Annotated in this window: 11 protein-coding genes (1 of these 11 cut by a window edge); 4 read left to right on the top strand and 7 right to left on the bottom strand. The window is 65.7% G+C overall.

Features of this window, described 5'->3' with window-relative positions; translation table 11 throughout:
• Positions 1-24 precede the first annotated feature (24 nt).
• The 7 genes from KXR83_RS13075 to KXR83_RS13045 all read right to left on the bottom strand — a co-directional run bounded on the left by KXR83_RS13075 (position 25) and on the right by KXR83_RS13045 (position 7,189).
• Positions 25-933 (bottom strand): glycosyltransferase, encoded by a 909-nt coding sequence (locus KXR83_RS13075; RefSeq protein WP_437425185.1) that lies wholly within the window; start codon positions 931-933, stop codon positions 25-27.
• 11 nt (positions 934-944) lie between these two features.
• Positions 945-1,571, bottom strand: a complete 627-nt coding sequence (locus tag KXR83_RS13070) for a WS/DGAT domain-containing protein (RefSeq protein ID WP_437425184.1) — start codon at positions 1,569-1,571, stop codon at positions 945-947.
• On the bottom strand, positions 1,568-2,359 hold the full coding sequence (locus tag KXR83_RS13065) for a wax ester/triacylglycerol synthase domain-containing protein (RefSeq protein WP_437425183.1): 792 nt from the start codon (positions 2,357-2,359) through the stop codon (positions 1,568-1,570). Before KXR83_RS13065 ends, KXR83_RS13070 begins: the two co-directional genes overlap by 4 nt.
• A 109-nt stretch (positions 2,360-2,468) precedes the next feature.
• A complete protein-coding gene (locus tag KXR83_RS13060) occupies positions 2,469-3,854 on the bottom strand; it encodes a wax ester/triacylglycerol synthase domain-containing protein (RefSeq protein ID WP_437425182.1) in 1,386 nt (461 codons plus the stop codon).
• 91 nt (positions 3,855-3,945) lie between these two features.
• Positions 3,946-4,827 (bottom strand): ABC transporter permease, encoded by an 882-nt coding sequence (locus tag KXR83_RS13055; protein WP_437425373.1) that lies wholly within the window; start codon positions 4,825-4,827, stop codon positions 3,946-3,948.
• Between the two features lie 446 nt (positions 4,828-5,273).
• Positions 5,274-6,086, bottom strand: coding sequence for an ABC transporter permease (locus KXR83_RS13050; protein WP_023956078.1), 813 nt, complete (start codon positions 6,084-6,086; stop codon positions 5,274-5,276).
• Positions 6,083-7,189, bottom strand: a complete 1,107-nt coding sequence (locus KXR83_RS13045) for an ATP-binding cassette domain-containing protein (RefSeq protein ID WP_437425181.1) — start codon at positions 7,187-7,189, stop codon at positions 6,083-6,085. The genes KXR83_RS13050 and KXR83_RS13045 overlap by 4 nt, the downstream gene beginning before the upstream one ends.
• Before the next feature lie 173 nt (positions 7,190-7,362).
• Between KXR83_RS13045 and KXR83_RS13040 the strand changes: the two genes are divergently transcribed.
• From KXR83_RS13040 to KXR83_RS13025, 4 genes are all read left to right on the top strand, one after another.
• Positions 7,363-7,806 carry a hypothetical protein gene (locus KXR83_RS13040; RefSeq protein WP_437425180.1) on the top strand — a complete coding sequence of 148 codons (444 nt, stop codon included), beginning with the start codon at positions 7,363-7,365 and terminating at the stop codon, positions 7,804-7,806.
• A 108-nt stretch (positions 7,807-7,914) separates the two neighbouring features.
• Positions 7,915-8,136, top strand: a complete 222-nt coding sequence (locus KXR83_RS13035; protein WP_023956070.1) for an MbtH family protein — start codon at positions 7,915-7,917, stop codon at positions 8,134-8,136.
• A 283-nt stretch (positions 8,137-8,419) separates the two neighbouring features.
• Positions 8,420-8,848 carry a hypothetical protein gene (locus KXR83_RS13030; protein WP_437425179.1) on the top strand — a complete coding sequence of 143 codons (429 nt, stop codon included), beginning with the start codon at positions 8,420-8,422 and terminating at the stop codon, positions 8,846-8,848.
• 436 nt (positions 8,849-9,284) lie between these two features.
• On the top strand, positions 9,285-22,667 hold the 5' end (the start) of the coding sequence (locus KXR83_RS13025) for a non-ribosomal peptide synthase/polyketide synthase (RefSeq protein ID WP_437425178.1). 20,478 nt of this gene lie beyond the right edge of the window; the window shows 13,383 of its 33,861 coding nt (coding positions 1-13,383); its start codon is at positions 9,285-9,287; its stop codon lies off the right edge, out of view.

Below are 22,667 nucleotides of genomic sequence, written 5' to 3'. Positions count from 1 at the left end.
TCGAGCGTTCGAGGCCCGAAGGACTCACAAGCAGAGCACGCGGTGGGTGATCCCGCCGCGGATCTTGCCCGCCTCGTGAGCGACGTGATAAATCCAGCGACCTGTGTTCATGCGGGTGACCGCCTGCGGCAGAAGGGGATTGCGAAGTGCGAGCGACGTCACCACCAGCGGGAACAGCAGCGGCCGATTGTATTGGGTGAACCCCATCTCGCGGTAGCGGGCATGTATCTGCGCCGCTCCCCGGCCATAGATGTAGATCTGTTTCCACAGCGACCGGTAGGTGCTGCGCAGTCGGTATTCGAGCAAGGCTTCAGGGCTGTGAACAAGCACGTACCCAGCCAGTTGTGCGCGCCATACGTAGTCGTTGTCCTCGGCCGTGTGGACAAAGGTCTCGTCGAAGCCGCCGATTCGGTCGTGGACATCGCGCCACACCCCCATGTTCGCGCCGATGGCGGTCGGATACCAGCCCGGTACCGGCCAACCGTCTTCGGGCAAGGGGATAGGCCGCCACGCACGAACCTGAGGGGAGTTGAGCGCCTCCGTGTCGAGGGATCCTGACACCAGGTCGGCGGCTTCTGCGGTGGCCGCCATGCTGCTGAGCCAGTGCGGACGTACCCGGTCATCACTGTCGACGAACGCGAGGAAGTCACCTCGCGCGGCCACGGCGCCTGCATTGCGCGCACGCGACGCCCCGGGGACCGCAGAACTGTCGACGTAGACGACGTGAAGACCGTCGGGGCTCGCCGGGCCGTCGATGAACTCCCGTAATCCGTCGGTCGACCCGTTGTCGCTGATCACCACCTCCCAGTCGCCTTGATAGTCCTGGGCGGCAAGAGCTTTCACTTGCTCGATCAGGTACGGCATGCCGTTCCTGACCGGGATGATCACCGAGACACATGACGGTCGTCGGCGCTGCGCTCGTTGCGGGGGCATTGTCGCTGACCTCAGATGATGGCGGCGCGGTGCGCCTCGAACGACTCGCGGACGATCTGACAGTATTCGCCGATGTCGGGCATCACTGTGGAGTCGACCGTGATCGACATGGCGATGTGGTCACCCCGGTCGGAGATCGCGTGTGCCAGAGTCGCACCCGAGCCGACCGGCTGCATGGTGAAGCTGTCCACGATGTCCATCCCGCAGAAACTACCGTGTCTCGCGATCCCGGGCAGGTTGGTGATCACCACGTTGAAACGGGGCGGCGCGACAGACTTCTTGCGGCGCGGCCGCCCGGATCCGAGCAGTCGGAGCACCGGTGCGGGCACGATGTCGACGAAACCTGTCGTCTGTTCAGCCAAGCTCTGTTTGACCTTGCTCTTCTTGCGTGCGGTCTCCGCGGCGATCAGCGGTATCCGCACCCGGGGATCCGCTTCGGTGGTCACCAGATCCACCACCACCGGCACGAACTGGTTGGCCGCATCCGCTTCCCGCATTCCCCTCGTGGACACCGGCACCAGAGCAGACAGCGACGATGTCGGGGTCTCGTTCCTGCGGCCGAGATAGTCGTGAACAGCCTGTCCGACAATGGACAACATGAGGTCGTTGACCGTGGCGCCACCCAACGAGGCCTTCATCTCGAGCACATCGTCGCGGTCGAAGAGGATGTGGCCTGCCGTGCGGGGGCCGCGGAAGTCGTGATTGAACCGGGTGACCGGCCACACCGGGTGACCGGCCACACCCGGTGGTGGGGCCGACCACCGCCCGCCTGTGCTCGCCTCCGCTGTCTCGACGCCCGCACGATCCCGATGCCCTCTTTTGCGAACCGGGTCCAGAGCGCGGGTCCACGCCGGAGCTCCCAACGGGTCAGCGCTGCGCGAGAGGCGGTGCCCGTCCCGACGACCCGGCCTTCTGCACGTGTTGCGTCGCTCACGACACCGTCGTCGAACACCTTCTCGCCCAAAGTTGCCGAGGTGACGCCATCGAAGGCGATGTGATGGAACCGGAACACCACAAGACTGCACAGGCCGGCGTGGCCTGGCACGCCGGTGACGTCGGGGATGACGTGCATGAGCCAGGGGGCGTGGGACAGATCCATCGGCGTCTCTCCGAATTGCTCCACGAGGTCGATCGCCGACGCCCACGTGCCGACGTCGCGGTGCACCTGCAGGTGGGCGGCCGCGGAGAAATCCGGATCAGGAACCCAATAGGGGTAACCGATGTCTGCGGGTAGCCGGATCAGCTTGCTGGTGAACAGGTCCGAGATCCAGATCCGTTCGCTGATCCACTCCAGGAGGCGATCCTCGGTGAGCTCGAGCGGTCGGTCGCCAGGGTTGACGACGACCTGGCAGCTGACCACCGTGGCTGTCGCGACTCCGTCCCCGAGATAGAGGTATGCGGCGTCACGCGCGGTGACCTGTTTCATTCGGTGATCTCCGGTGATGTGCAGAGCCGTCCCACGCAATCCCCTGTGGCGCTGCGGGACCGCGATCTGGACGGGCGGGGACGAACAGTGGGTTGGTCGGCCGACAGTCTCAACCGACCTCGGCCTGGTGGGTCTTGAACGATTGCTCGATGATGCGGCAGTACTCGGTGATGTCGGGAAGGGACGCACGATCGGCCGTGATGGACACCGCGAGCTTGTCGGCCCGGTTTGTCATCACGTGAGCCAGTGTCGATCCACTGGCCACGGTCTGGACTCCTAAACCGCCCACCACTTCCAGTCCGAAGATCTTGCGTCGCATCTGGACACCGTTCACGTTGGTCACCACGATGTTGAACGCCGGGGACGTGGAGCCCGACTTCGATTGCCGCCGTGTGAGAACTCCGAGGAGGCGCAGCAATGGTGCGGGCATCGCGTCCACCACCGCGACGTCTGCCCGGGTCGCCTCCTCGGCGATGCGCTTCTTCTCGCGGCTCGTCTCGGCGGAGATCAACCGGACTCGCGTGGTGAGATCGGATTCGGCCGTCTGCAGATCGACCACCATCGGGACGAACTGGTTCGCCGAAGCGGACTCACGCATCGCCCGCGTCGACATCGGCACAAGCGCGGACATCGAGGACTCGGGGCGCTCGCCCACCTGGGTGAGGTAACGATTGGTCGCCTCTCCGATGACGGACAGCATCAGGTCGTTGAGGGTGGCGCCGGGCACCCGGGACCTCAGCTCGAGCACGTCTTGTAGATCGAGCATCACGCCGTCGGCGATCCGTGGCCCGCGGAACGGCGCGTTGAACCGGATGACCGGCCAGATGCGACGCTTCCCGGGCTCTGATGTCTTCGCCTGTTCCCGCGTCCGGCGAATCGTCGTTCCGCAGACACGGGCGAAACGCCAGAAATGACCGGGCAGGCCGATCAGCTCTCTCCGCGCCGCCACCGCACGTGTTTCTTCGGCATCCCCGACAACCCGGCCTGCTGCGCGGATCTCGTCGGTGACCTCCAGGTCGCTGAACATGGTGGCGGTCAGGGTGCTGAACAACATCCCGTCGAACGCGGCGTGGTGGTAGTGGAGCGCCACGAGCGTCGACAATCCGGTTTGATCCGGTGCATCGGGGATGTCGGTGATGACGTGCATCATCCACAGCGGACGGGACGGGTCGAGTGGTGTGGCCGCGATGTCCGCCACCAGGTCTCGGGCCGCGGACCAATCCGCCACGGCATGGAACCGGACGTGGGCCGCGGGGTCGAAATCCGGATCCGGCACCCAGTAAGGCAATCCGATGTCACCGGGTAGCCGCATCAGTTTGCTGGTGAACAGATCCGACACATCGAGGCGTCCGCGTAGCCAATCCACTGCGGCGGTGTGATCGATCGTCAGCGGTAGCCCGTCGGGGTTGGGCATCAGATACGACGACACAATGGTCGACGAGTTCACATCGCCGAGATACAAGTAGGCGGCGTCGCGTCCCGCGATCTGTTTCATCGCGTCGGTTTCTGGGGCATAGGTGTAGATCGTAGGCAACAACACCCCAACTCGGCGGTTTTCGAACAGGCCAGACCGGCCAAGAGGACGGTCAGGTCCGCGAGGCCGCGGCTCGTCGGTACCCGCGCAGTGCCGGGTACGCGAAGATCACGATCGCCCCCACCGCCCAGGCGATCGTCTTGATCAGACTCTCGGCCACCGGTCCACCGATGGCCAACGCACGCATGGTCTCGATGGCGCACGTCATGGGCTGATTGCGGACCAGAGGCTGCAGGATCTCCGGGTAGGCCTCGATCGGAGAGAACCCCGAATTGAAGAACATCATCAAGCTCGTGATGAGCGACATGATGGGCACCAGGGGCAGGTTCGACGCCGAAACCGCCAGTGTCAGAACAATCGTCGAGTACGCCGCACCGTAGAGGAGCGCGACCCCGAAGATGCCGATGGCCGGCAGAACCCCTTGGTTGAAGCGCCATCCGATGGCCAGGCCCGCGGTTGTGAGGATCGCTGTACTGACCAGGATCCGGATCATCTCGACATTGACACGCGACGTCAGATCCGCAGCCCGATGTACCGGTAGTACATACAGGCGCGTCAGCAGTCCTGTTCGCCGTTCGCTGATGAGACGGGTGCCCACGGCGAGCGATCCGAACATCGCCCCGACCAGGACAACCAGGGGCACAGTGCCATAGGCACTGTTCTGACCCGTGGCCTGTCCGACGGCGTCTCCGAGCACAACCTTGAACATGACCATGCTCAGCAAGGGGAACAGCATGCTCTGCATGAGGGTGAGTCGGTCCCGCGTGACGACGAGCAACTGCCGACCGGTGAGGATGCGGGCGTGCCGCAGGAACGCCTTGACACCGCGTTCACTGGCCTCGGGGTGATCGGCAAACGCTGTCGCGAGGTCCTTGCGGTGGTCGCCGGCCGACTCCTGCTCGGCCGCGTCGACGGCAGCAGCAGCGGCGGCGATCTTCTGCACGTCCAGACGAACGGTCTGGGCCTGCTGGAGTTCGGCCGATACGTGGCTGGTGTCCAGAGCGCCCGGATCGGTGAACTGGGTGAGCTGCTGACCCCGGTATGCGGTGGCTCCCGCACGTCCTGAAGGGCGTAGGACTGCTTGCTCGGCGGTCCAGTCCGCGGCTGCGGCCCCAGGGGAGAGGAGTGTCCACGGGCCGACGAATGTCCGGTTGGTGGCAGTGACGGGGGCTTCGTAACCGGTCTGGTCCGCGTCGCCGCGGTCGAGTCGCTCGAAGCGTGTGGTCGGGAGGTCGTCGGGACGGCTTCGGCGTCGTCCGGACGGGGGCTGCTCGGTGCGCCACCAGTGCTGGAGTCCGGCGGCGTCGCCGTCACCCCGGTGTCGGGGGCGACGCGGCACCACCGGTACCTGTGCCTCCTGCGGCGGACGTTTGTCTTCGTTCAACGTCGGCTGCTCCGAATCATCACCCAGGCCCCGCCGATGATGGCGGCGACAACAACCCCTGTGGCCCACAAGATCGAGGGCAACGCGAGACGCAGGGTCACCTCACCGCCGTCGAATCCCCGCATCAGTTCGGTGAATTGTGAGATCGGCTGGTTGCGTGCGAATGGTCTGATCCACTCGGGGAATCGTTCTTCCGGAACAAATCCGGTGGAGAGCATTCCGAGGATCAACTGCGGAAGGGCGAGGGCCTGGCTGGTGGCCTGCGGGTTCCGGGACAGGGCGCCGATCGTGTCGGCGCCGAACGCCAGGATGATGCCGACGACAAGGGCGACGCCGAGGAAGCCTGCGAAATTGAGCAGACCCGACTCCGGTCTCCACCCGATCACCAGCCCCGAGATGATGGCCCAGCACAACGAGATGATGAGCAGTACGACGTTCGCGGCCAGCCTGGCCATGAGTGGTACCAGGATGTTCACCGGCATGCTCCGCAGCCGGTTGCTCAACCCGAGGCTGCCGTCGGTGGCGGCCCGCATGGCAGCGGAGGTGGCCACAAATCCCACGGACTGCAAGCAGATCACCGGCATCAGGAACTGGGCGTAGTCCATCCCGGGGTACAGATCCATGATCGTCCGCAGCGGGACGTAGAAGCAGACGGTCAGCAGTACCGGGGAGACGATGCACAGAAGGAACTGTCCTTCGCGCGCCATCCCTCGGAGCGACCGGTTGGTGAGGGCCAGCCACTGCTGGCCGGCATGCACCGAACGATCGCTCCCGGAGGACACGACCCGATCTGGGGTCAGCGTCGTCATCGGCGGTCCCGGTCTGCCGTGGAACTGTTGGCCGGAGACGACGCGGGGGAGCCGCCGGTCGGCGACTCGGTCAGCTTCAGGAACACGTCGTCCAGCGACGGACGACGGAGGCCGACGTCGGTGAGTTCGATGCGGGCGGCGTCGGTGCGGCGCACGATCTCCACGAGTGTCTGCGTCGCGTTGATCGCGGGCATCGTCAACGAGGTCCGGGACATGTCGATGCGGATCTGGTCCGGTGGAACCATGTCGGCCAAGAGCTGCTTGAGCTTCTTGAGGTCGTCGGGATAACTGGGGATCACCTCGCAGAAGGTGCCACCGACCTCTTCCTTCAACGCAGAAGCCGTGCCCTCGGCGATTACGCGCCCCTTGTCGATGACAACGATCCGGTCACTGAGGAGGTCGGCCTCTTCCAGATACTGAGTGGTCAGCAGCGTGGTGATGCCCTGATCGCGCAGCGACGTCACGATGTTCCAGACATCCTGACGGCTTCGCGGGTCCAGGCCGGTGGTCGGTTCGTCGAGGAAGACCACCTCCGGCCGGACCACCAGACCGCAGGCGATGTCGATACGCCGCCGCATTCCGCCGGAGAACTTACCCACCCGCCTCGACGCAGCCTCCACCAGATTGAACGCCTCGAGGAGTTCATCGGCGCGGCCGTTCGCCTCGCGTTTGCGCAGACCCATCAACCTGCCGAACAAGATGAGGTTCTCGCGTCCGGTGAGAGATTCGTCGAGCGCAGCGAACTGCCCGGTCAGCATGATCGACTTGCGGACCGACGCGCGATCCTTGACCACGTCGAAGCCGGCGATCGAGGCGCTGCCGCCGTCGGGGGTCAGCAGGGTCGCCAGCATGTTGACGGTTGTGGTCTTCCCGGCGCCGTTCGGTCCCAGGAGTCCGAGCACCGTCCCGGTCGGCACCTGGAAACTGATGCCGTCCACGGCGGTGAAATCACCGAATGTCTTGACCAGGTTGTTTGCCACCACAGCGTGCTGAATCCGGCCGCCGCCGAGGGGCTGCTGGCAGGTGGAGGGGGCGCCCGAGGAGGCTCGTACGCCGTCCTGGTCGTCGCTGTTCTGCGTAACTCGGCCCCGCCTCGCCTGCATGTCCGTCCCGTCATCGTCATGGTCGCCATGGCGACGCGATCACACCTGATGATTCGTTACGAACCTATCGCACCCAACGGGCCGTAACGCTACGGCTCGACGCAGCGATATCGTCCGTATGAATGGAATGTTGGGCAATTGGTATTCAATGGTCTGACAATGGCTATGCTTTGGTGACCTGGACGGGGCTATTGCAGGGATCCGACGAATTGCACGAGAAGAACGCATTCGGCGCACGTTTTGAGAGGGAGGGCGTTGTGGTACTGCAGCTCCGCCGTTATGGCAAGGGGCCGTCGGCCCGATCCGACGCACGCGGCTCTCGTAACCGAGAGGATCGCACACTCACGCAGCTCGTGATGGCTGCTGCCGATATCGGCCGTGATCGGCCGGCGGTGGTCGGTCAGGGTTACGCGGTGAACTTCGGCGAACTCAAGGGGCGCGCACAGGGTGCCGCCATCGCGATGGCGAGCGATGCGGTGGATGATTCCGCCCTCACCGTCGCGCTCATGACTTCCGTACCCGGGCTGGCGGTGTCGGGCCCGCGCGGCCTCGCCGATACGCTTGCCGGGATACGCATACAGGCAATGATGGTTCTCGCGGAAGCCGAACTGGTCTGATCCGCTGTCCGCCGGCAGTCTGTGCACCCGATGCGGGGTACGGACCGCCGGCGGTGGTGTGTGTCGACCGTGGTGCACGCGTAACCGAAACTGGAGAAGGGTCCGCTCATGAGCAATCCATTCGATGACGAAGACGGCCGATTCTTTGTGCTGGTCAACGACGAGAATCAGCATTCGCTGTGGCCGACATTCGCCGACATCCCGGCCGGGTGGAACAAGGTCTTCGGCGAGGCATCGCGCGCCGAGTGCCTCGACTACGTGAACGAACACTGGACAGACCTGCGCCCGAAGAGTCTGATCGAGGCCATGGAAGCCGATTCTCAGCAGTAAGTGCCCGGCCGCGGGCCTGCGGGACACACCGCCGTAAAGGTCATGGCGTCTGTCCGAAACACGCGGTGACAATGACACGAATTCGCATCGAATGTTTCATTTTCGATGCGTGCTGCGCGCTTGTTCGCGCAGGTCAGAGGCTGTGCACTCAAAGTGTGTCATAGATCACACCCCGATCTTGTAACAGCTGGAATACTTCTCTTCCCTTACCGCCCGGGTACTGTGAATATTAGCTACGCCGACCCACTTAGGGTCGAGGCAGATGCACAGGGTTGGTGAGCAGATGGCTATTTCAACGATTCGGCCGCAACAGCGGGCTATGGCGCCTTCATCTCAGAGGGTGGACCTGCCTGCCGCGGTGGGCGAGATCACTCGAGTGACCCCCGACCGGGTGGTCGTCCGGTACAGATCGCGTGCGCTGACGTACCGCGACCTCACCGGTGCGATCAATCTCATGATGCCGGTGACCCGCAACCAGTACATGGACGACCGGTCTGCGGTCGTTGCCGCCATCTTCGCGGGCATCCCGGCTCTCGGTGCCGAAACCGACGGCTCGGTTGTCGCCGGAATCGTCGACGATGCACTTGCTCAGATCCGCGGCGACTTCGACGAACTGCACACCGCGACCGCACCGCCCCAGCAGCGCGTCACTGCCGGTCGGACGAGTGAGATCGACCTCCGTGTGATCGCCAGCAGGCTCGCCGGCGGATAGTTCACCCGTCACCGGCCCTCGCGCCGCCCGATATTTGACACCCGGCCCCCTCGGACGCACACCGCGTACGAGGGGGCCGGACTCGTCGGTCCTGGTGACAGCCACCGATCGAACGTCAGCGATGGTGCGCAAGGCCTGGTCTATACTTGACTGCGCTGCCGGAGACGCCCGATGGACTCGCCAGAACCGCGATGTCGAGCTGATCCGGGCCGCCGAAGCGACGGTGTAACGGCTATGACAATCTGGTCGATAGGTCACAGAAAGGCATGCCATTCGAGTGGCAGATATCTGCGACTCGCCTGCGTGGTTACTGTCTAAATGACCACTTGCGGGTTGAATGTGAACAACGAAGACACCGCCATTACATTCGCAGATACAAGTATTCATCGTCACTGAGGCCGAGGCGAGCAAGCGTTCGAGATTGGAGCGGCAAACTTTGAGTGCTGGCCGTTCAGACGTACCAGCAGAAGCGCCCGGCGACCCATTTGAGCTGTCGGCGGCGCAGCGTGGGATCTGGTTCGCCCAGCAAAGTCTGGGCGAGGTCGCGATCAACATCGCCCAGTACGTGGAGCTGGTCGGCCCGGTAGATCTCGATACCCTCACCCGGGCATCGCAGTTCGTCGGCCGCGAGATGGGATCGGGATACCTCGGTCTCGTCGAAACCGACGGCCTGCCCTTGCAGCGTGTGGACGGCAGCATCGACGACACCATCGAGTTCGTCGACCTGGTCGATTCCCCCGACGCCGAGACCGCGGCGCAGACGTGGATGCGCGACGAGTACCGCCGCCCGATTGATCTTCTCCGGGACCGGCTGACCGTCAGCGCCCTGCTGCGCATCAGCACCGACCACTACTACTGGTACATCCGCACCCATCACATCGCGCTCGACGGCTTCGGCGCGATGGCGATGGTGACGCGCATCGCCGAGGTGTACACAGCCCTCGCATCAGGTGCCGAGATCCCGCCCGCCAAGGGTGCGGCCTTGCCCGAAATCATCGCCGATGAACGGCGCTACCGGGAATCGGACCGATTCATCAAGGACCGCGAATACTGGGCGGAGCGAACGGCGGATCTGCCTGCCGCGCTCTCGTTGTCGCAGCAGCGCGCGGTCCCGGGTGAGTTCTCGCGACTCGCCTCGTCCACGCTCCCCGACGACACCGCTGCGCTTCTCGACGAGGCGGCCCGCGACGCGTCGGGCAGTTCGGCTCCCGCGGTCATCGCGGCATTTGCGGCGTACCTCGCGCGGATGACCGACAGCGAAGACGTTGTCCTGAGTCTGCCGGTCTCCGCTCGCAACACGGCCAAGCTCCGGCGGGCCGGGGGAATGGTGTCCAACATCGTTCCGATGCGTCTGACCGTCACACCGTCGACCCCTATCGCCGATCTGGTCCGCACCGTCCAGACCGAGCTGACCGGCGCTCTCCGGCGGCAGTTGTACCGGCACGAAGACATGCGCCGCGACATCGGCCAGGGCACCGGGCAACGCGGCCTGTTCGGGCCGTCGGTGAACCTCATGATGTTCCACCCGGTGTTGCAGCTCGGCGACGTCGTCGGTCATCTGCACGTCCTGACCACCGGACCAGTCGAAGACCTGTCCATGAACCTCTATCCGGGGGTTCAGGGATCGAATCTGCGTGTCGACTTCGAAGCCAACCCGCAGACGTACGCCGACGAGGAACTGCAGCGGCACCACCGCAGGTTCACCGATTTCCTCGCCCAGATGCTGCGGGCCGCCCCTGAGACCCCCGTCGGTGCGCTCAATCTCGGTTCACCGGCCGAGATCGCCGCCACGATGGTCCAGTGGAACTCCACCGAACATCCGGTGGCATCGCACGACCTCTTCGAGATGTGGAAACGGCAACTCGCTGCACGCCCTGACGCGATCGCGGTGGTCGACGGCGATCGCCGCTTCACCTTCGCCGAGTTCGATGCGTGGACGAACAAGCTCGCTCGTCATCTGATCGGCGCCGGTGTCGGACCGGAGGTCCGCGTGGGCGTTGCGCTCCGGCGCTCCGCCGAGATGTTGGCCGCGCTCTACGCCGTCCTCAAGGCCGGCGGCGCCTACGTGCCGATCGACCCCGACCATCCCAGCTCGCGCATCTCCGATGTCCTGCAGACCGCCGAGCCACTCTGTGTCTTCATCGCGGACTCCGATCGTGCCGTCGTAGATCTCGGCTCGATCGCCACGGTGGATCTGCATCACTTGGATCTGGATTCGCTGGCCGACGGCCAGGTCGACGACGCCGAGCGCATCGCGCCGCTGCGTCCTTCCTCGCTGGCGTACGTACTGTTCACCTCGGGGTCCACGGGCAAGCCCAAGGGTGTGGCCGTACCCCATCACAGCGTTGCCAACCAGTTGGATTGGCTCGCAGGGCATTACGAGATCGGGTCGAACGACGTCATCCTACAGAAGACGCCGACCACCTTTGATGTGTCGGTGTGGGAGCTGTTCGCCCCCACGGTCGGTGCCAGACTTGTCATCGCCGAGCCGGACGGCCACCTCGATCCCGAGTACCTTGCCGGTGTGATCGCGTCCGAGGGTGTCACGGCCACCTCGTTCGTTCCTTCCATGCTCCAGCTCTTCCTCGGCGAGATCGGCCGGATCGAGCCCGGCTCACTGCGTTTGCTCCTGGTCGCCGGTGAGGCGTTCCCGGCCAAGCTTGCGGCTCAGTCACACCAGGCGCTGCCTGGTGTGCAGATCGAAAATCTCTACGGCCCAACCGAATTCACTGTGCACGCGACGTATTCGGCGGTCGACGCCGAGTCGGTGCACACCGTGCCGATCGGACGCGCGGTGTGGAATTGCCGAGCATGGGTTCTCGACCGCAGGTTGCGGCCCTGTGTGATCGGTGCCGTCGGTGAGCTGTACCTGTCCGGCGCGCAGGTCGCCCGCGGGTACCTCGGGCGTCCGGACCTGACTGCCGAACGTTTTGTTCCGTGTGTGTTCGGCCCGGACGGATCAGTCATGTACCGGACCGGAGATCTCGTGCGCTGGTCGGCAGACGGGTCACTGGAGTATGTGGGCCGCAGCGACTTCCAGGTCAAGGTCCGCGGCCTCAGGATCGAGCTCGGCGAGATCGAATCCGCTGTGCTGGCTGACGATTCGGTTCGCGAGACCGTGGTCGTGGTGCACCGCAGTACGCATGGTCAGCGTCTTGTCGCGTACGTGGTGGGCAGTGGTGTCGACACCGCGCAGTTGATGAACACCGTGCGGGCCCGGGTACCCGAGTACATGGTTCCCGACGCGATCGTCGAACTCCCGCAGATGCCGCTCGGTGCCAGCGGAAAGATCGACCGAAAAGCACTGCCGGAACCCGACTTCAGTGCTCAGAGTGTGACGTTCCGTCCGCCGACGACCGACAAGGAACGTGCGATCACCGACCTGGTCGCCGACCTGCTGGGTCAGCCCCGTGTCGGACTCGACGACTCGTTCTTCGGTCTCGGCGGCGACAGCATCATGTCGATCCAGTTGGTGTCGCGTGCGCGGGCGATCGGTCTGCACTTCTCGTCGCGAGAGGTGTTCGAGCACAAGACGATCGGTGAACTGGCCGAGGTCGCCCGGGAAGAGAGCTCGACCCTGGTCGCCGAGGAGCTCGACGGCGGCGGGGTGGGCGAGGTCGCCCTGACTCCGATCATGAGCTGGATGGCCCAGGAACCGGCGGCCGTCGGTCCCTACTCGCAGTCGGTTGTGGTCTCCGCTCCAGAGCCTTTCGACGTCGATGTTCTCCGTGCGGCTCTTGCAGGCGTCCGTCGGCACCACGATGTGCTGCGGTCGCGACTGACGTTCGGCGACAACGGGTTACACCATGTGATTGCACCGGCGGACGACTCGTCCGAGGTGCTCGTAGACGAGATCACCGTCGCCGCGTCCAGGGGTTCGTCGGCGTTCGACGATGCGATGGAGTCGGCGGCAACCGCCGCGACCGATGCCCTCGACCCCGAGTCCGGCCGCGTCATGTCCGTCACGGTGGTCGAGGCGCCCTCTGGCGCAGACTCCGAGCGGCGACTGCTGATCGTCCTGCATCACCTCGCGGTCGACGGCGTCTCGTGGCGCATCCTGCTACCCGATCTCGCCACGGCGTGGGCCCAGATCTCCTCGGGGGAGCCGGTTGCGCTCGATCCCGTGGGCACATCGATGCGCCGATGGGCACATGGTCTGAAGGAGCTGGCGGGCGATCCTGCGCTTCTCGACGAACTCGATCACTGGCGGTCGGTGGCGTCGGCAATCGACAACCCCAGCCTGGCGGTTCAGCCCGACCGGGATCTGGTCCGAACACTCAAGCATCGGGAGCTCGTGCTCTCGCCCAAGTTGACCGACACGTTGCTGACCCGGGTGCCCCAGGCATTCCACGGTGGTGTGAACGACGGACTGCTTGCCGCGTTCGCGTTGGCAGCCACCCACTGGCTGCGGGAAAGGGGCGAGTCGGCGACCTCTCTCGTCGTCGCACTGGAAGGCCACGGCCGAGAGGAAGAGCTGCTGCCCGGCGCCGATCTGTCGCGCACGGTCGGCTGGTTCACCACCCTGTATCCGGTGCTTCTGACCACCGCCGGAATCGACGTCGACGACGCGCTTGCAGGTGGGCAATCCGCGGGCAGTCTGGTGAAGGCGGTGAAGGAGCAGCTCGCCACCGTCCCGCGGCGCGGCGTTGGTTACGGATTGCTCCGCTACCTCAACGACCAAGGCGCAGAAGTTCTCTCGGACGCGCCCGACCCTGCGATCACGTTCAACTACCTCGGACGCTTGGCAGGAACCGACGGATCTGGCCCGTGGGTCCCCGACGGCGAGAAGGCCATCCGCGGCACCCGTGGTGCGGCCGTGCCGGTGCGCACGGCTCTCGACGTCAACGCCATGGTGACCGAGTCGGCGTCTGGACCGCAACTGTCGGCAACCATCGACTACCCCGCGTCGGTTCTCGACGACGAGTCGGTGGACCGCCTCATCGAGTTGTGGCACCGTGCTCTGGAATCCATTGCACTGCACTCGGTCTCACCGGGCGCGGGTGGTCTGACACCTTCAGACCTCGAGCTGGTGGACGTGCGGCAGGGTCAGATCGATGAGATAGAGCGGCGATTCGACGACATCGCCGACATCTGGCCGCTCACCCCGTTGCAGAACGGGCTGCTGTTCCACGCCGAATTGGCCGCAGGTGATGTGGATGTCTATGCGGCACAGATGGTCCTGGATCTGACGGGAGTGGATCCCGAACGCATGCGGCGCAGTGCCGAGTCGTTGATCGCGCGACACCCGAACCTGCGCAGTGCATTCATGACCGACTCCGAGGGCGCCGCGGTGGCGGTCATCCCGTCGGAAGCGCCGACACCCTGGACCGACCACGATCTGACCGGACTAAACCCGGCCGACCGTGAGGCCCGGCTGACCGAGCTCACCCACGCCGAGCGCATCATGCCGTTCGCGATGGATCGGCCGCCGCTGATCCGCTTCACGCTGATCCGGCAGAGCGAATCGGTCCACCGGTTCGTGGTGACGCTGCACCACATCCTGCTCGACGGCTGGTCGATGCCGATCTTCATGACTGATCTGTTGGCCATCTATCAGGCCGGCGGCAGTGCGCAGACCCTGATCTCGCCGCGCCCGTACCGAAATTACCTGGCGTGGCTGCAATCTCAGTCGCCGCAGGAGTCGCTGGCTGCATGGTCGCGCGCTCTCGACGGTATCGAGGAACCGACGTTGCTCTTCCCCGGTGCCGACACCCACGGCGCAGGCCAGGTGCCGCGTCAGGTGGACGTCGTGCTCGACGAGACGTTGTCGACGAGGTTGACCGAGTTCGTCCGTGAGTCCGGGGTGACCGTCAACAATGTCCTCCAGACCGCCTGGGCGCTGGTGCTCGCCCGCCTGACCGGCCGCGACGACATCGTCTTCGGGACCACCGTGTCGGGACGGCCTCCGCAGGTCACCGGCATCGAATCGATGCTCGGCCTGTTCATCAACACACTGCCCGTGCGGATCCAGCTCGAGGCGGCCGCCGACCTTGGTGGGCTGATCAAACGTGTTGCGCAGGAACAGGCCGAGCTGCTCGACCATCACACGGTCGGCCTCGCCGAGATCCTGGGCGAGACAGACGTCGATTCGTTGTTCGACACCATGATGGTCTACGAGTCCTACCCACTCGACCGGACTGCGCTGACCGCGGCGGCGGACATCGACGGGATGCGCGTCGACCACGCAGATGTCCTCGACGCCACGCACTACCCGCTGACCCTGATCGCCATGTCCGATCCGGGCCTGCGACTGTCGGCGAAATACCTCCCGGGCATCGTGGAGCGCGAGCAGGCCGAAGCGATCCTGGACATGATGGTCCGGGTGCTCGGACAGGTTGCTGCCGACACCGGCGTGCGTGTCGCCGATGTCGACATCCTCGATGCCGACCAGCGTGCCGAACTGCTGGGTCAGAGCGGTGTCGGGACCACCGGCCTCGCGACGTTGCCTGAGCTCCTCGACGCGGCGGTAGCAGCGGCGGGTGAACGCGATGCCGCGGTCTCTCCGGCCGGGTCGATCACCTACCGCGAGCTGGACGAGCGATCGAATGCCCTTGCGCGTCTTCTGATCTCCCGGGGGATCGGGCCGGAAAAGATCGTCGCTCTCGGCATGGGCCGCTCCATCGACTTCATGGTGGGTCTGTGGGCGGTCGCCAAGACCGGCGCGGGTTACCTGCCGGTGGACATGCGCTACCCGGCCGAACGCATCGAGCACATGCTGCGTGACTCGGCGGCGGTGTACGGCCTATCCACGTCGGCGTGGCGTGCAGAACGTCCCGACACCGTCGAGTGGCTGGAGCTCGACTCGGACGAGGCCATCGCGGTGGTCGCAGAACAGTCGACTGCCGTGTTGAGCGACGGCGAACGCATCGCACCGATCCGCGTGGCCAACACCGCGTACATGATCTACACCTCGGGAACCACGGGAGTGCCCAAGGGTGTGACCGTCACCCACGGTGGTCTGTCGAACCTGCTGCACGAACAAGCGGATCGCTTTGTCCTGACCGAGCACTCGCGCACACTGCACTTCGCGTCGCCGAGCTTCGACGCCTCAGTGCTGGAGGTGCTGCTCGCGCTCGCCAACGGCTCGACCATGGTGATCGCGCCCACCGAGGTGTACGGCGGCGACGAACTGCACGACTTCCTGGCGCAGTACGGGGTGACCCACGGCTTCATCACCCCGGCAGCACTGGCCTCGGTGGATCCGGCCGGGCTCGACGCATTCGAATCGGTGGTCGTCGGCGGCGAGGCGTGCCCGCCTGAGCTGGTCGATCGCTGGGCACCGGGCCGCCGCATGTTCAACGGCTACGGCCCCACCGAGACAACATGTTTCGCTGACATAGCCGGACCCATGCAGCCGGGTGAACGCATCACCATCGGTTCGCCGGTCCGCGGCCTGACGTCGCTGATCCTCGACAACCGCTTGCAGCCGGTTCCCGTCGGAGTCGACGGCGAGCTCTACCTCAGCGGTCCGGCGATGGCGCGTGGGTATCACCGCAGGCCGTCCCTGACCGCTGACCGGTTCATCGCCAACCCCCACGGCGAGCCGGGTGCGCGGATGTACCGCACCGGCGACGTCGTCCGGTGGGTCCGGCGTGACGACCGACTCGAGGTCGAGTACATCGGCCGCAGCGACTTCCAGGTGAAGGTTCGTGGCTTCCGCATCGAGCTGGGTGAGATAGATGCAGCGCTTGCTGCGCATCCGGGAATCGACTTCGCGGCGACCTCGGGCGCCGAACTGCCCTCCGGTGTGACGGCGCTGGTCTCACACGTGCTTGCCTCACAACCGTTGGACGCCAGGGAGGTTCGCGAGTTCGTCGGGCAGCGGTTGCCGTCGCACATGGTGCCGAGCGCAATTGTGTTCCTCGACGAGATCCCGTTGACCCGTTCGGGAAAGCTCGATCGTGCCGCCCTGCCGGAAGCCGACCTCGAGGCGTTGATCGGTGGCGGGGCCGAGCCGTCCACGGACACCGAGCGCGCCCTGGTGGACATCTTCGCCGAGGTCCTGGGGTTGCCCTCGATCGGTGTCGGTGACTCCTTCTTCGATCTCGGTGGTAACTCACTCGTAGCCACCAAGGCGGTCGCCCGCATCAGCAGCCTCGTCGGTCGGCGTGTTGCGGTGCGCGAGATCTTCGAGAACCCCACCGTCGAGTCGCTGGCCGCACGACTCGACCAGACCGACCCGGGTAGTGCGGGCCAGGACGCCACGCCTGCGCTGGTGCCGGGGATCGCCGGCGAACGGCCGCCACTGTCGCTGTCGCAGCAGGCCATGTGGTTGCTCAACCGCATGGATGCAGGTTCGCCCGCGTACAACATCGTGCTGCCCCTCACGCTGAAGGGCGCGCTGGACATCGGCGCGCTGCGCGCCGCGATGGGCGATGTACTCGAACGCCAGCAGTCGCTGCGGACGATCTTCCCGGATACGCCGGACGGTCCGTACCAGCGAGTGCTGCCACTGTCAGAGGCAACAGTCGATCTCGAGCCCGTCGACGTGGCCGACACCGATGCGATGTTCGCTGCCGCAACCGAGTTCGCAGGCAACGGCTTCGACGTCACCACCGAGCCGCCTGTGCGCGCGCGTTTGCTCCGGTCCGGCGACGACCACCTGCTCATCGTGATCGTCCATCACATCGTTGCCGACGGCGCGTCGATGGCACCACTGGCCCGTGACCTGGTCATCGCCTATGCAGCCCGAAGCTCGGGATCCGAACCTCACTTCGACGCACTGCCGTTGCAGTACACCGACTTCGCCGCATGGCAACGCGGTGTCCTCGGTTCGCCTGACGATCCGGCGACAACGGCAGGCAAGCAGCTCGAGTTCTGGCGGTCGGCGCTGGCCGGTGTTCCAGAGGTCATCGAACTGCCACTGGACCGCCCGCGCCCGATGCGCCGGGAGATGCAGGGTGGCGCTGTGCCACTGGAGATCCCGGCGGACATCGTGGGATCCCTCAACGAGCTGGCCCAACGCAACCAGGCGTCGTTGTTCATGGTGGTGCACTCGCTCGTCGCCACACTGCTTGCCCGGCTGTCCAATTCAGACGACATCACGGTCGGTACCCCCGTCGGGGGCCGCGACCACGCCGACCTCGAACCGCTGGTGGGAATGTTCGTCAACACTGTCGTCCTGCGCACCCGGGTCGACGCCGGCGACCGCTTCGACGACCTCTTGTCGCGCGTTCGCACCGCCGATCTGGATGCGTTCGCCAACGACGACATCCCGTTCGAGAACGTTGTCGGTTCCCTCGTGCCCAAGCGGCAGAGCTCGCATTCGCCGTTGTTCCAGGTGCTGCTCTCGTTCGAGAACAACGAAACAGCGCGGGTGGATCTGCCCGGACTGAGCGTCGGTGTCGTCTCGGACATGGCCACCGGTGCGAAGTTCGACCTCACCTTCACCCTCGACGACAAGACCGTCGGTGAAACCGGTGAACGTACCCTGACGGGCCGGATCACCTATGCCAGTGACGTTTTCGATCACGACACCGTTGCGACCATCGCCGAGCGCTTGGTGATCCTCGCTCGCGCCGTCGCAGAGGACTCTGCTGCAGTGATCGGCGATGTGGACATCCTCACCGACGCCGAGCGGCTGGACTCCGAACCCGCTTTCGACTCGGAACCCGAGCCGACGAAGTACACGGCGCGCGACCTCGCAGCGCTCCTCGCTGCGGCTGTCGACATCGACCCCGATGCGGTTGCCGTGGATCACGACGGCACACGGATCACCTACCGCGACTTCAACGAACGCTTCTCGCAGCTGTCGGGGCCGCTGTCCGAGCGGGGTATGGATTCCGATGCCATCGCCTCGGTGGTGCTCAGTGGGCTGGTTCCGACGATCATGCTGGCGCCCGAGGGCTTTGCCACCGTCTTGGACACCGTCATAGCCGACGCCGCGCGGTTGGTGGGCGGCCGCTCGCTCGAGCGTTACCGCACGACCACGGCGCCAGCCGCAGACAGCACGGCCGCGCCGGAGCAGGGTGTGGTCGCCACGCCGCTCACCGAGTGGGACGAGCGTGTTCGCGAACATCCGGGTGCACTTGCCGTGCGCAGCCCCGAGGCGTCGTACACCCGTTTCGAACTCGACCAGAGTGCCAATCGTCTTGCCCGCGAACTGATGTCACGAGGCATCGGTCCCGACGACGTGGTGGGCCTGCTCACCCCACGGTCGGCGAACTGGGTGCTGGGCATGCTCGCCTCCTGGAAGGCGGGCGCGGCATACCTGCCTCTGGACCCGGGCGCGCCTGCTGAACGGGCCGGATCGGTCATCGAGGACACCGGCGCCACGGTGGTGGTCGCCAGTCAGAACGCCATCACGGACGAATTCCGCACCCGGATCGCGGCGACCGGTGCGCTCCTGATCGAACTGGGCGACAGCGCGACCGAGGAGCGGCTGCGGCGACTGGATGCCACAGCGCTACCGGATCGCTGGACCGAACCCGGTGCCGGCAGTCGACTGGGTTACGTCATCACCACGTCTGGTTCGACCGGCAGGCCCAAGCCGACTCTCGTACCCGCGGCCGGACTGCTCAACATGTGGAACTGGTATCGCGGCCAGGTCACGTTCGGCGACGGTGACACCGTCCTGATCGCTTCATCGCCGCGATTCGACATGACGCAGAAGAACATCTGGCTCGCATTGCGGGTCGGTGGTGTCATCCGCCTGGCCACAGAGGGATTCGATCCCGAGGAGATCCTCGGCATCATCGCGTCCGAAAAGATCGACCTGTTCAACGTCGCCCCCAGCGCACTCGAGCTCCTGGTGGAGCTCGACGAGCACCGGGTCGTCACCAGCATTGCCAACGTCACCGCCGGTGGTGAGGTCCTGCCGCCGCGGGCCTACCGAACCTTGCTGGGCACCGACACGCACCTGCTGTCCACATACGGGCCGACCGAGACGGCGGCCACCAGCTCGGCGACGGCCGTCGAGATGGCCGACCACGCACCGAATGTCGGCGACGAGGCCCGCGACATCGGGCCGATCACACTGGGACGTTCCATCCCGAACGTGACCCACAAGGTTCTCGACGGGCGGCTGCGCCCCGTCCCGGTCGGAGTGGTCGGCGAGCTGTACATCGGCGGGATAGCTCCCGCCCGCGGGTACGGCGGCATGTTCGACACCACCGCAGCGCGTTTCGTCGCCGATCCCTACGGCAAACCCGGCGCGCGGATGTACCGCACCGGTGACCTGGTCCGCCGGCTACCGAACGGCGACGCACAGTTCATCGGCCGCAGCGACTTCCAGGTGAAGGTGCGCGGACTGCGTATCGAGCTGGGGGAGATCGAGTCCGCACTGACAGCGATCCCGGGAATCCGGCAGGCCGTGGTGTCCGCCCACGGCGCGTCATCCGACCGCCGACTCGCGGCCCACATCGCAGGCTCTGCCGACCTCGATGCCGGCGAGATCAGGGCCGCCCTCGGCAAGGTGCTGCCCGACTACATGGTCCCCGAGGCCATCGTGATCCTGGATGCGCTGCCGCTGAACCCGAACGGCAAGGTGGACCGAAAGGCTTTGCCCGAACCCGAATTCGGGCAAACCCCCGAAGAGTCGTTCGTCGCGCCGCGCACGCCGCTGGAGGAGATCATCGCCGGGGTGTTCGCCGACGCGGTCGGTGCCGAACGGATCAGCGCAACGGCATCCTTCTTCGAACAGGGCGGCAACTCGCTGAGCGCAGCCCGGCTCGCCACCCGACTCTCCGATGCCCTCGGCACGGCCGTCGGTCTGCGCGACGTCTTCGAGAAGCAGAGTCCCGCAGAACTCGCAGAGTTGATCGAACAGCGCCGCACCGACGGTGTGGTCGCGACCGGCCGAGCGCCGGCCCGATTCGTGAAGCCCGAAGGCCCCACGCCCGAACGCATTCCGTTGTCCTTGGCGCAGCAACGGCTCTGGTTCATCAACCGCTACGACCAGGAGTCGGGCGCCTACAACATCCCGATGACGTTGTTGCTCACCGGAGATCTCGATGTGGAGGCGATGGGCGCCGCCCTCGTCGACCTCGTCGAACGGCAGCAGGTCATCCGGACGATCTACCCCGAGAGCCCCGAGGGACCGGAACAGCGCATCATCCCGATCATGGACGCGCTGCCGCCGTTGCGTCTCGATTCGATTCCGCAGGGCGAGGTGTGGGAGCGACTACAGGCGTTCGCCCGTATCGGTTTCGACGTCACCAAGACCGTCCCGTTCCGGGCGGCTCTCTGGCGGATCGAACCGGAGTCGCCGAAACCGGGTGCGGCCGAAGAACACCTGCTGGTGATCGTCGTGCACCACATCGCCTCGGACGGTCTGTCGATGCGACCTCTGGCCACCGACCTGCTGACCGCCTACCAGGCTCGCCGGGAAGGTCGCGCGCCCGGTTGGGCGCCGCTGGAGGTCCAGTACGCCGACTTCGCGATCTGGCAGCAACAGAACTTCGGCAGCGGTGCCGCGCCGGGAAGTCTGGCGACGACCCAGCTCGATTTCTGGCGGGAGAACCTCGCCGGGCTGCCCGAGGTCATCGGGCTGCCCACCGACCGCCCGCGTGCCAACACCCGTACCGGCGTCGGGGCCAGCCATCTGTTCTTCGTCCCGCCGGGCCTGCACAAGCGGGTCGTGGCGCTCGCCGGTGCCCACGGCCTCTCGAACTTCATGGTCATCCACGCCGCTCTCGCGGTGATGCTCGCCCGTTCCGGCGCGGACAACGACGTCGCCTTGGGTACTCCGATCGGCGGGCGCGGAGCCCCCGAGCTCGACGCGCTGGTCGGCATGTTCGTCAACACACTCGTGTTGCGGACGCAGGTACCGCTGGATCGATCAGTCGCGGACTTCCTGACCGAGGTGCGCACTCGGGACCTCGACGCGTTTGTCCACAGCGATGTGCCCTTCGAGCAGATCGTCGACGCGCTCACACCGCACCGGTCGACGGCCCACACCCCGCTCATCCAGGTCATCTTCGGGCTGAACAACAATGCGCGGCCGATCCTGGACGTGGAAGGCCTCACGGTGACCCCCGGTGCGGTGGACACCGAGTTCAGCAAGTTCGACCTCGCCTTCGAGTTCACCGAGCAGTGGGATGACGACGGGAAACCTGCGGGCATGGCGGGCTTCCTCGGCTACGCCACCGACATCTTCGACGGCTCCACGGCCGCCTCGCTGACCGAACGTCTCGTGCGGGTGCTGGAGGGAATGGTCGCCGATCCCGGTGCGGTACTGGGCGAGATCCCCTTGCTCGACGACAAGGCGATGTCCGACCTGGTGCCGGTCCGAGGTGTCGATCCGGTGCCGCCCGCCACGCTCAGCGAGCTGCTCGACGCCGCGGTGGACCTCAACCCCGACGGGGTCGCGCTCGTCTGCGGCGGACAGAGCATGACCTACCGCGACCTCGACGATCGTTCCAATCGGCTTGCCCGCGAGCTGATCTCGCGTGGTCTGGGACCGGAAGACGTGGTTGCGCTGGGCATCACCCGCAGCATCGAATCGGTGCTCGCGGTCTGGGCGGTGGCTCGTTCGGGTGCCACCTTTGTCCCCGTCGACCCGAATTACCCGGCCGATCGTGTCGAGCACATGCTGACCGATTCGGGTGCGACGATCGGCCTCACCAGGCGGGTCGATGCCGTCAGGTTGCCGCAGACGATTGCCTGGCTCGACATCGACGACCCGGTCCTGCATCGCCATCCGGCCGGCCGTATCAGCGCCGACGAGCGCCGCGCCCCGGTCCTCACGGCCAATTGCGCGTACATCATCTACACCTCGGGTACCACCGGAAAACCCAAGGGTGTCGAGGTGACCCACGGCGGCCTGGCGGCGTTCAACGCCGAGCAGCATCGTCGTTACAACACCGACAGCAACTCGCGC

It is taken from the genome of Williamsia muralis (genome assembly GCF_051487485.1).
Taxonomy (GTDB): Bacteria; Actinomycetota; Actinomycetes; order Mycobacteriales; family Mycobacteriaceae; genus Williamsia; species Williamsia muralis_B.
Note: the sequence above shows the minus strand (reverse complement) of the source record. Positions and strands in the feature narration are given on the sequence as shown.

Coding starts and splice junctions, on each gene's coding strand:
- KXR83_RS13075 (WP_437425185.1), bottom strand. CDS start 933: ATGCCCCCGCAACGAGCGCAGCGCCGACGACCGTCATGTGTCTCGGTG.
- KXR83_RS13070 (WP_437425184.1), bottom strand. CDS start 1,571: ATGAAGGCCTCGTTGGGTGGCGCCACGGTCAACGACCTCATGTTGTCC.
- KXR83_RS13065 (WP_437425183.1), bottom strand. CDS start 2,359: ATGAAACAGGTCACCGCGCGTGACGCCGCATACCTCTATCTCGGGGAC.
- KXR83_RS13060 (WP_437425182.1), bottom strand. CDS start 3,854: ATGAAACAGATCGCGGGACGCGACGCCGCCTACTTGTATCTCGGCGAT.
- KXR83_RS13050 (WP_023956078.1), bottom strand. CDS start 6,086: ATGACGACGCTGACCCCAGATCGGGTCGTGTCCTCCGGGAGCGATCGT.
- KXR83_RS13045 (WP_437425181.1), bottom strand. CDS start 7,189: ATGCAGGCGAGGCGGGGCCGAGTTACGCAGAACAGCGACGACCAGGAC.
- KXR83_RS13035 (WP_023956070.1), top strand. CDS start 7,915: ATGAGCAATCCATTCGATGACGAAGACGGCCGATTCTTTGTGCTGGTC.
- KXR83_RS13030 (WP_437425179.1), top strand. CDS start 8,420: ATGGCTATTTCAACGATTCGGCCGCAACAGCGGGCTATGGCGCCTTCA.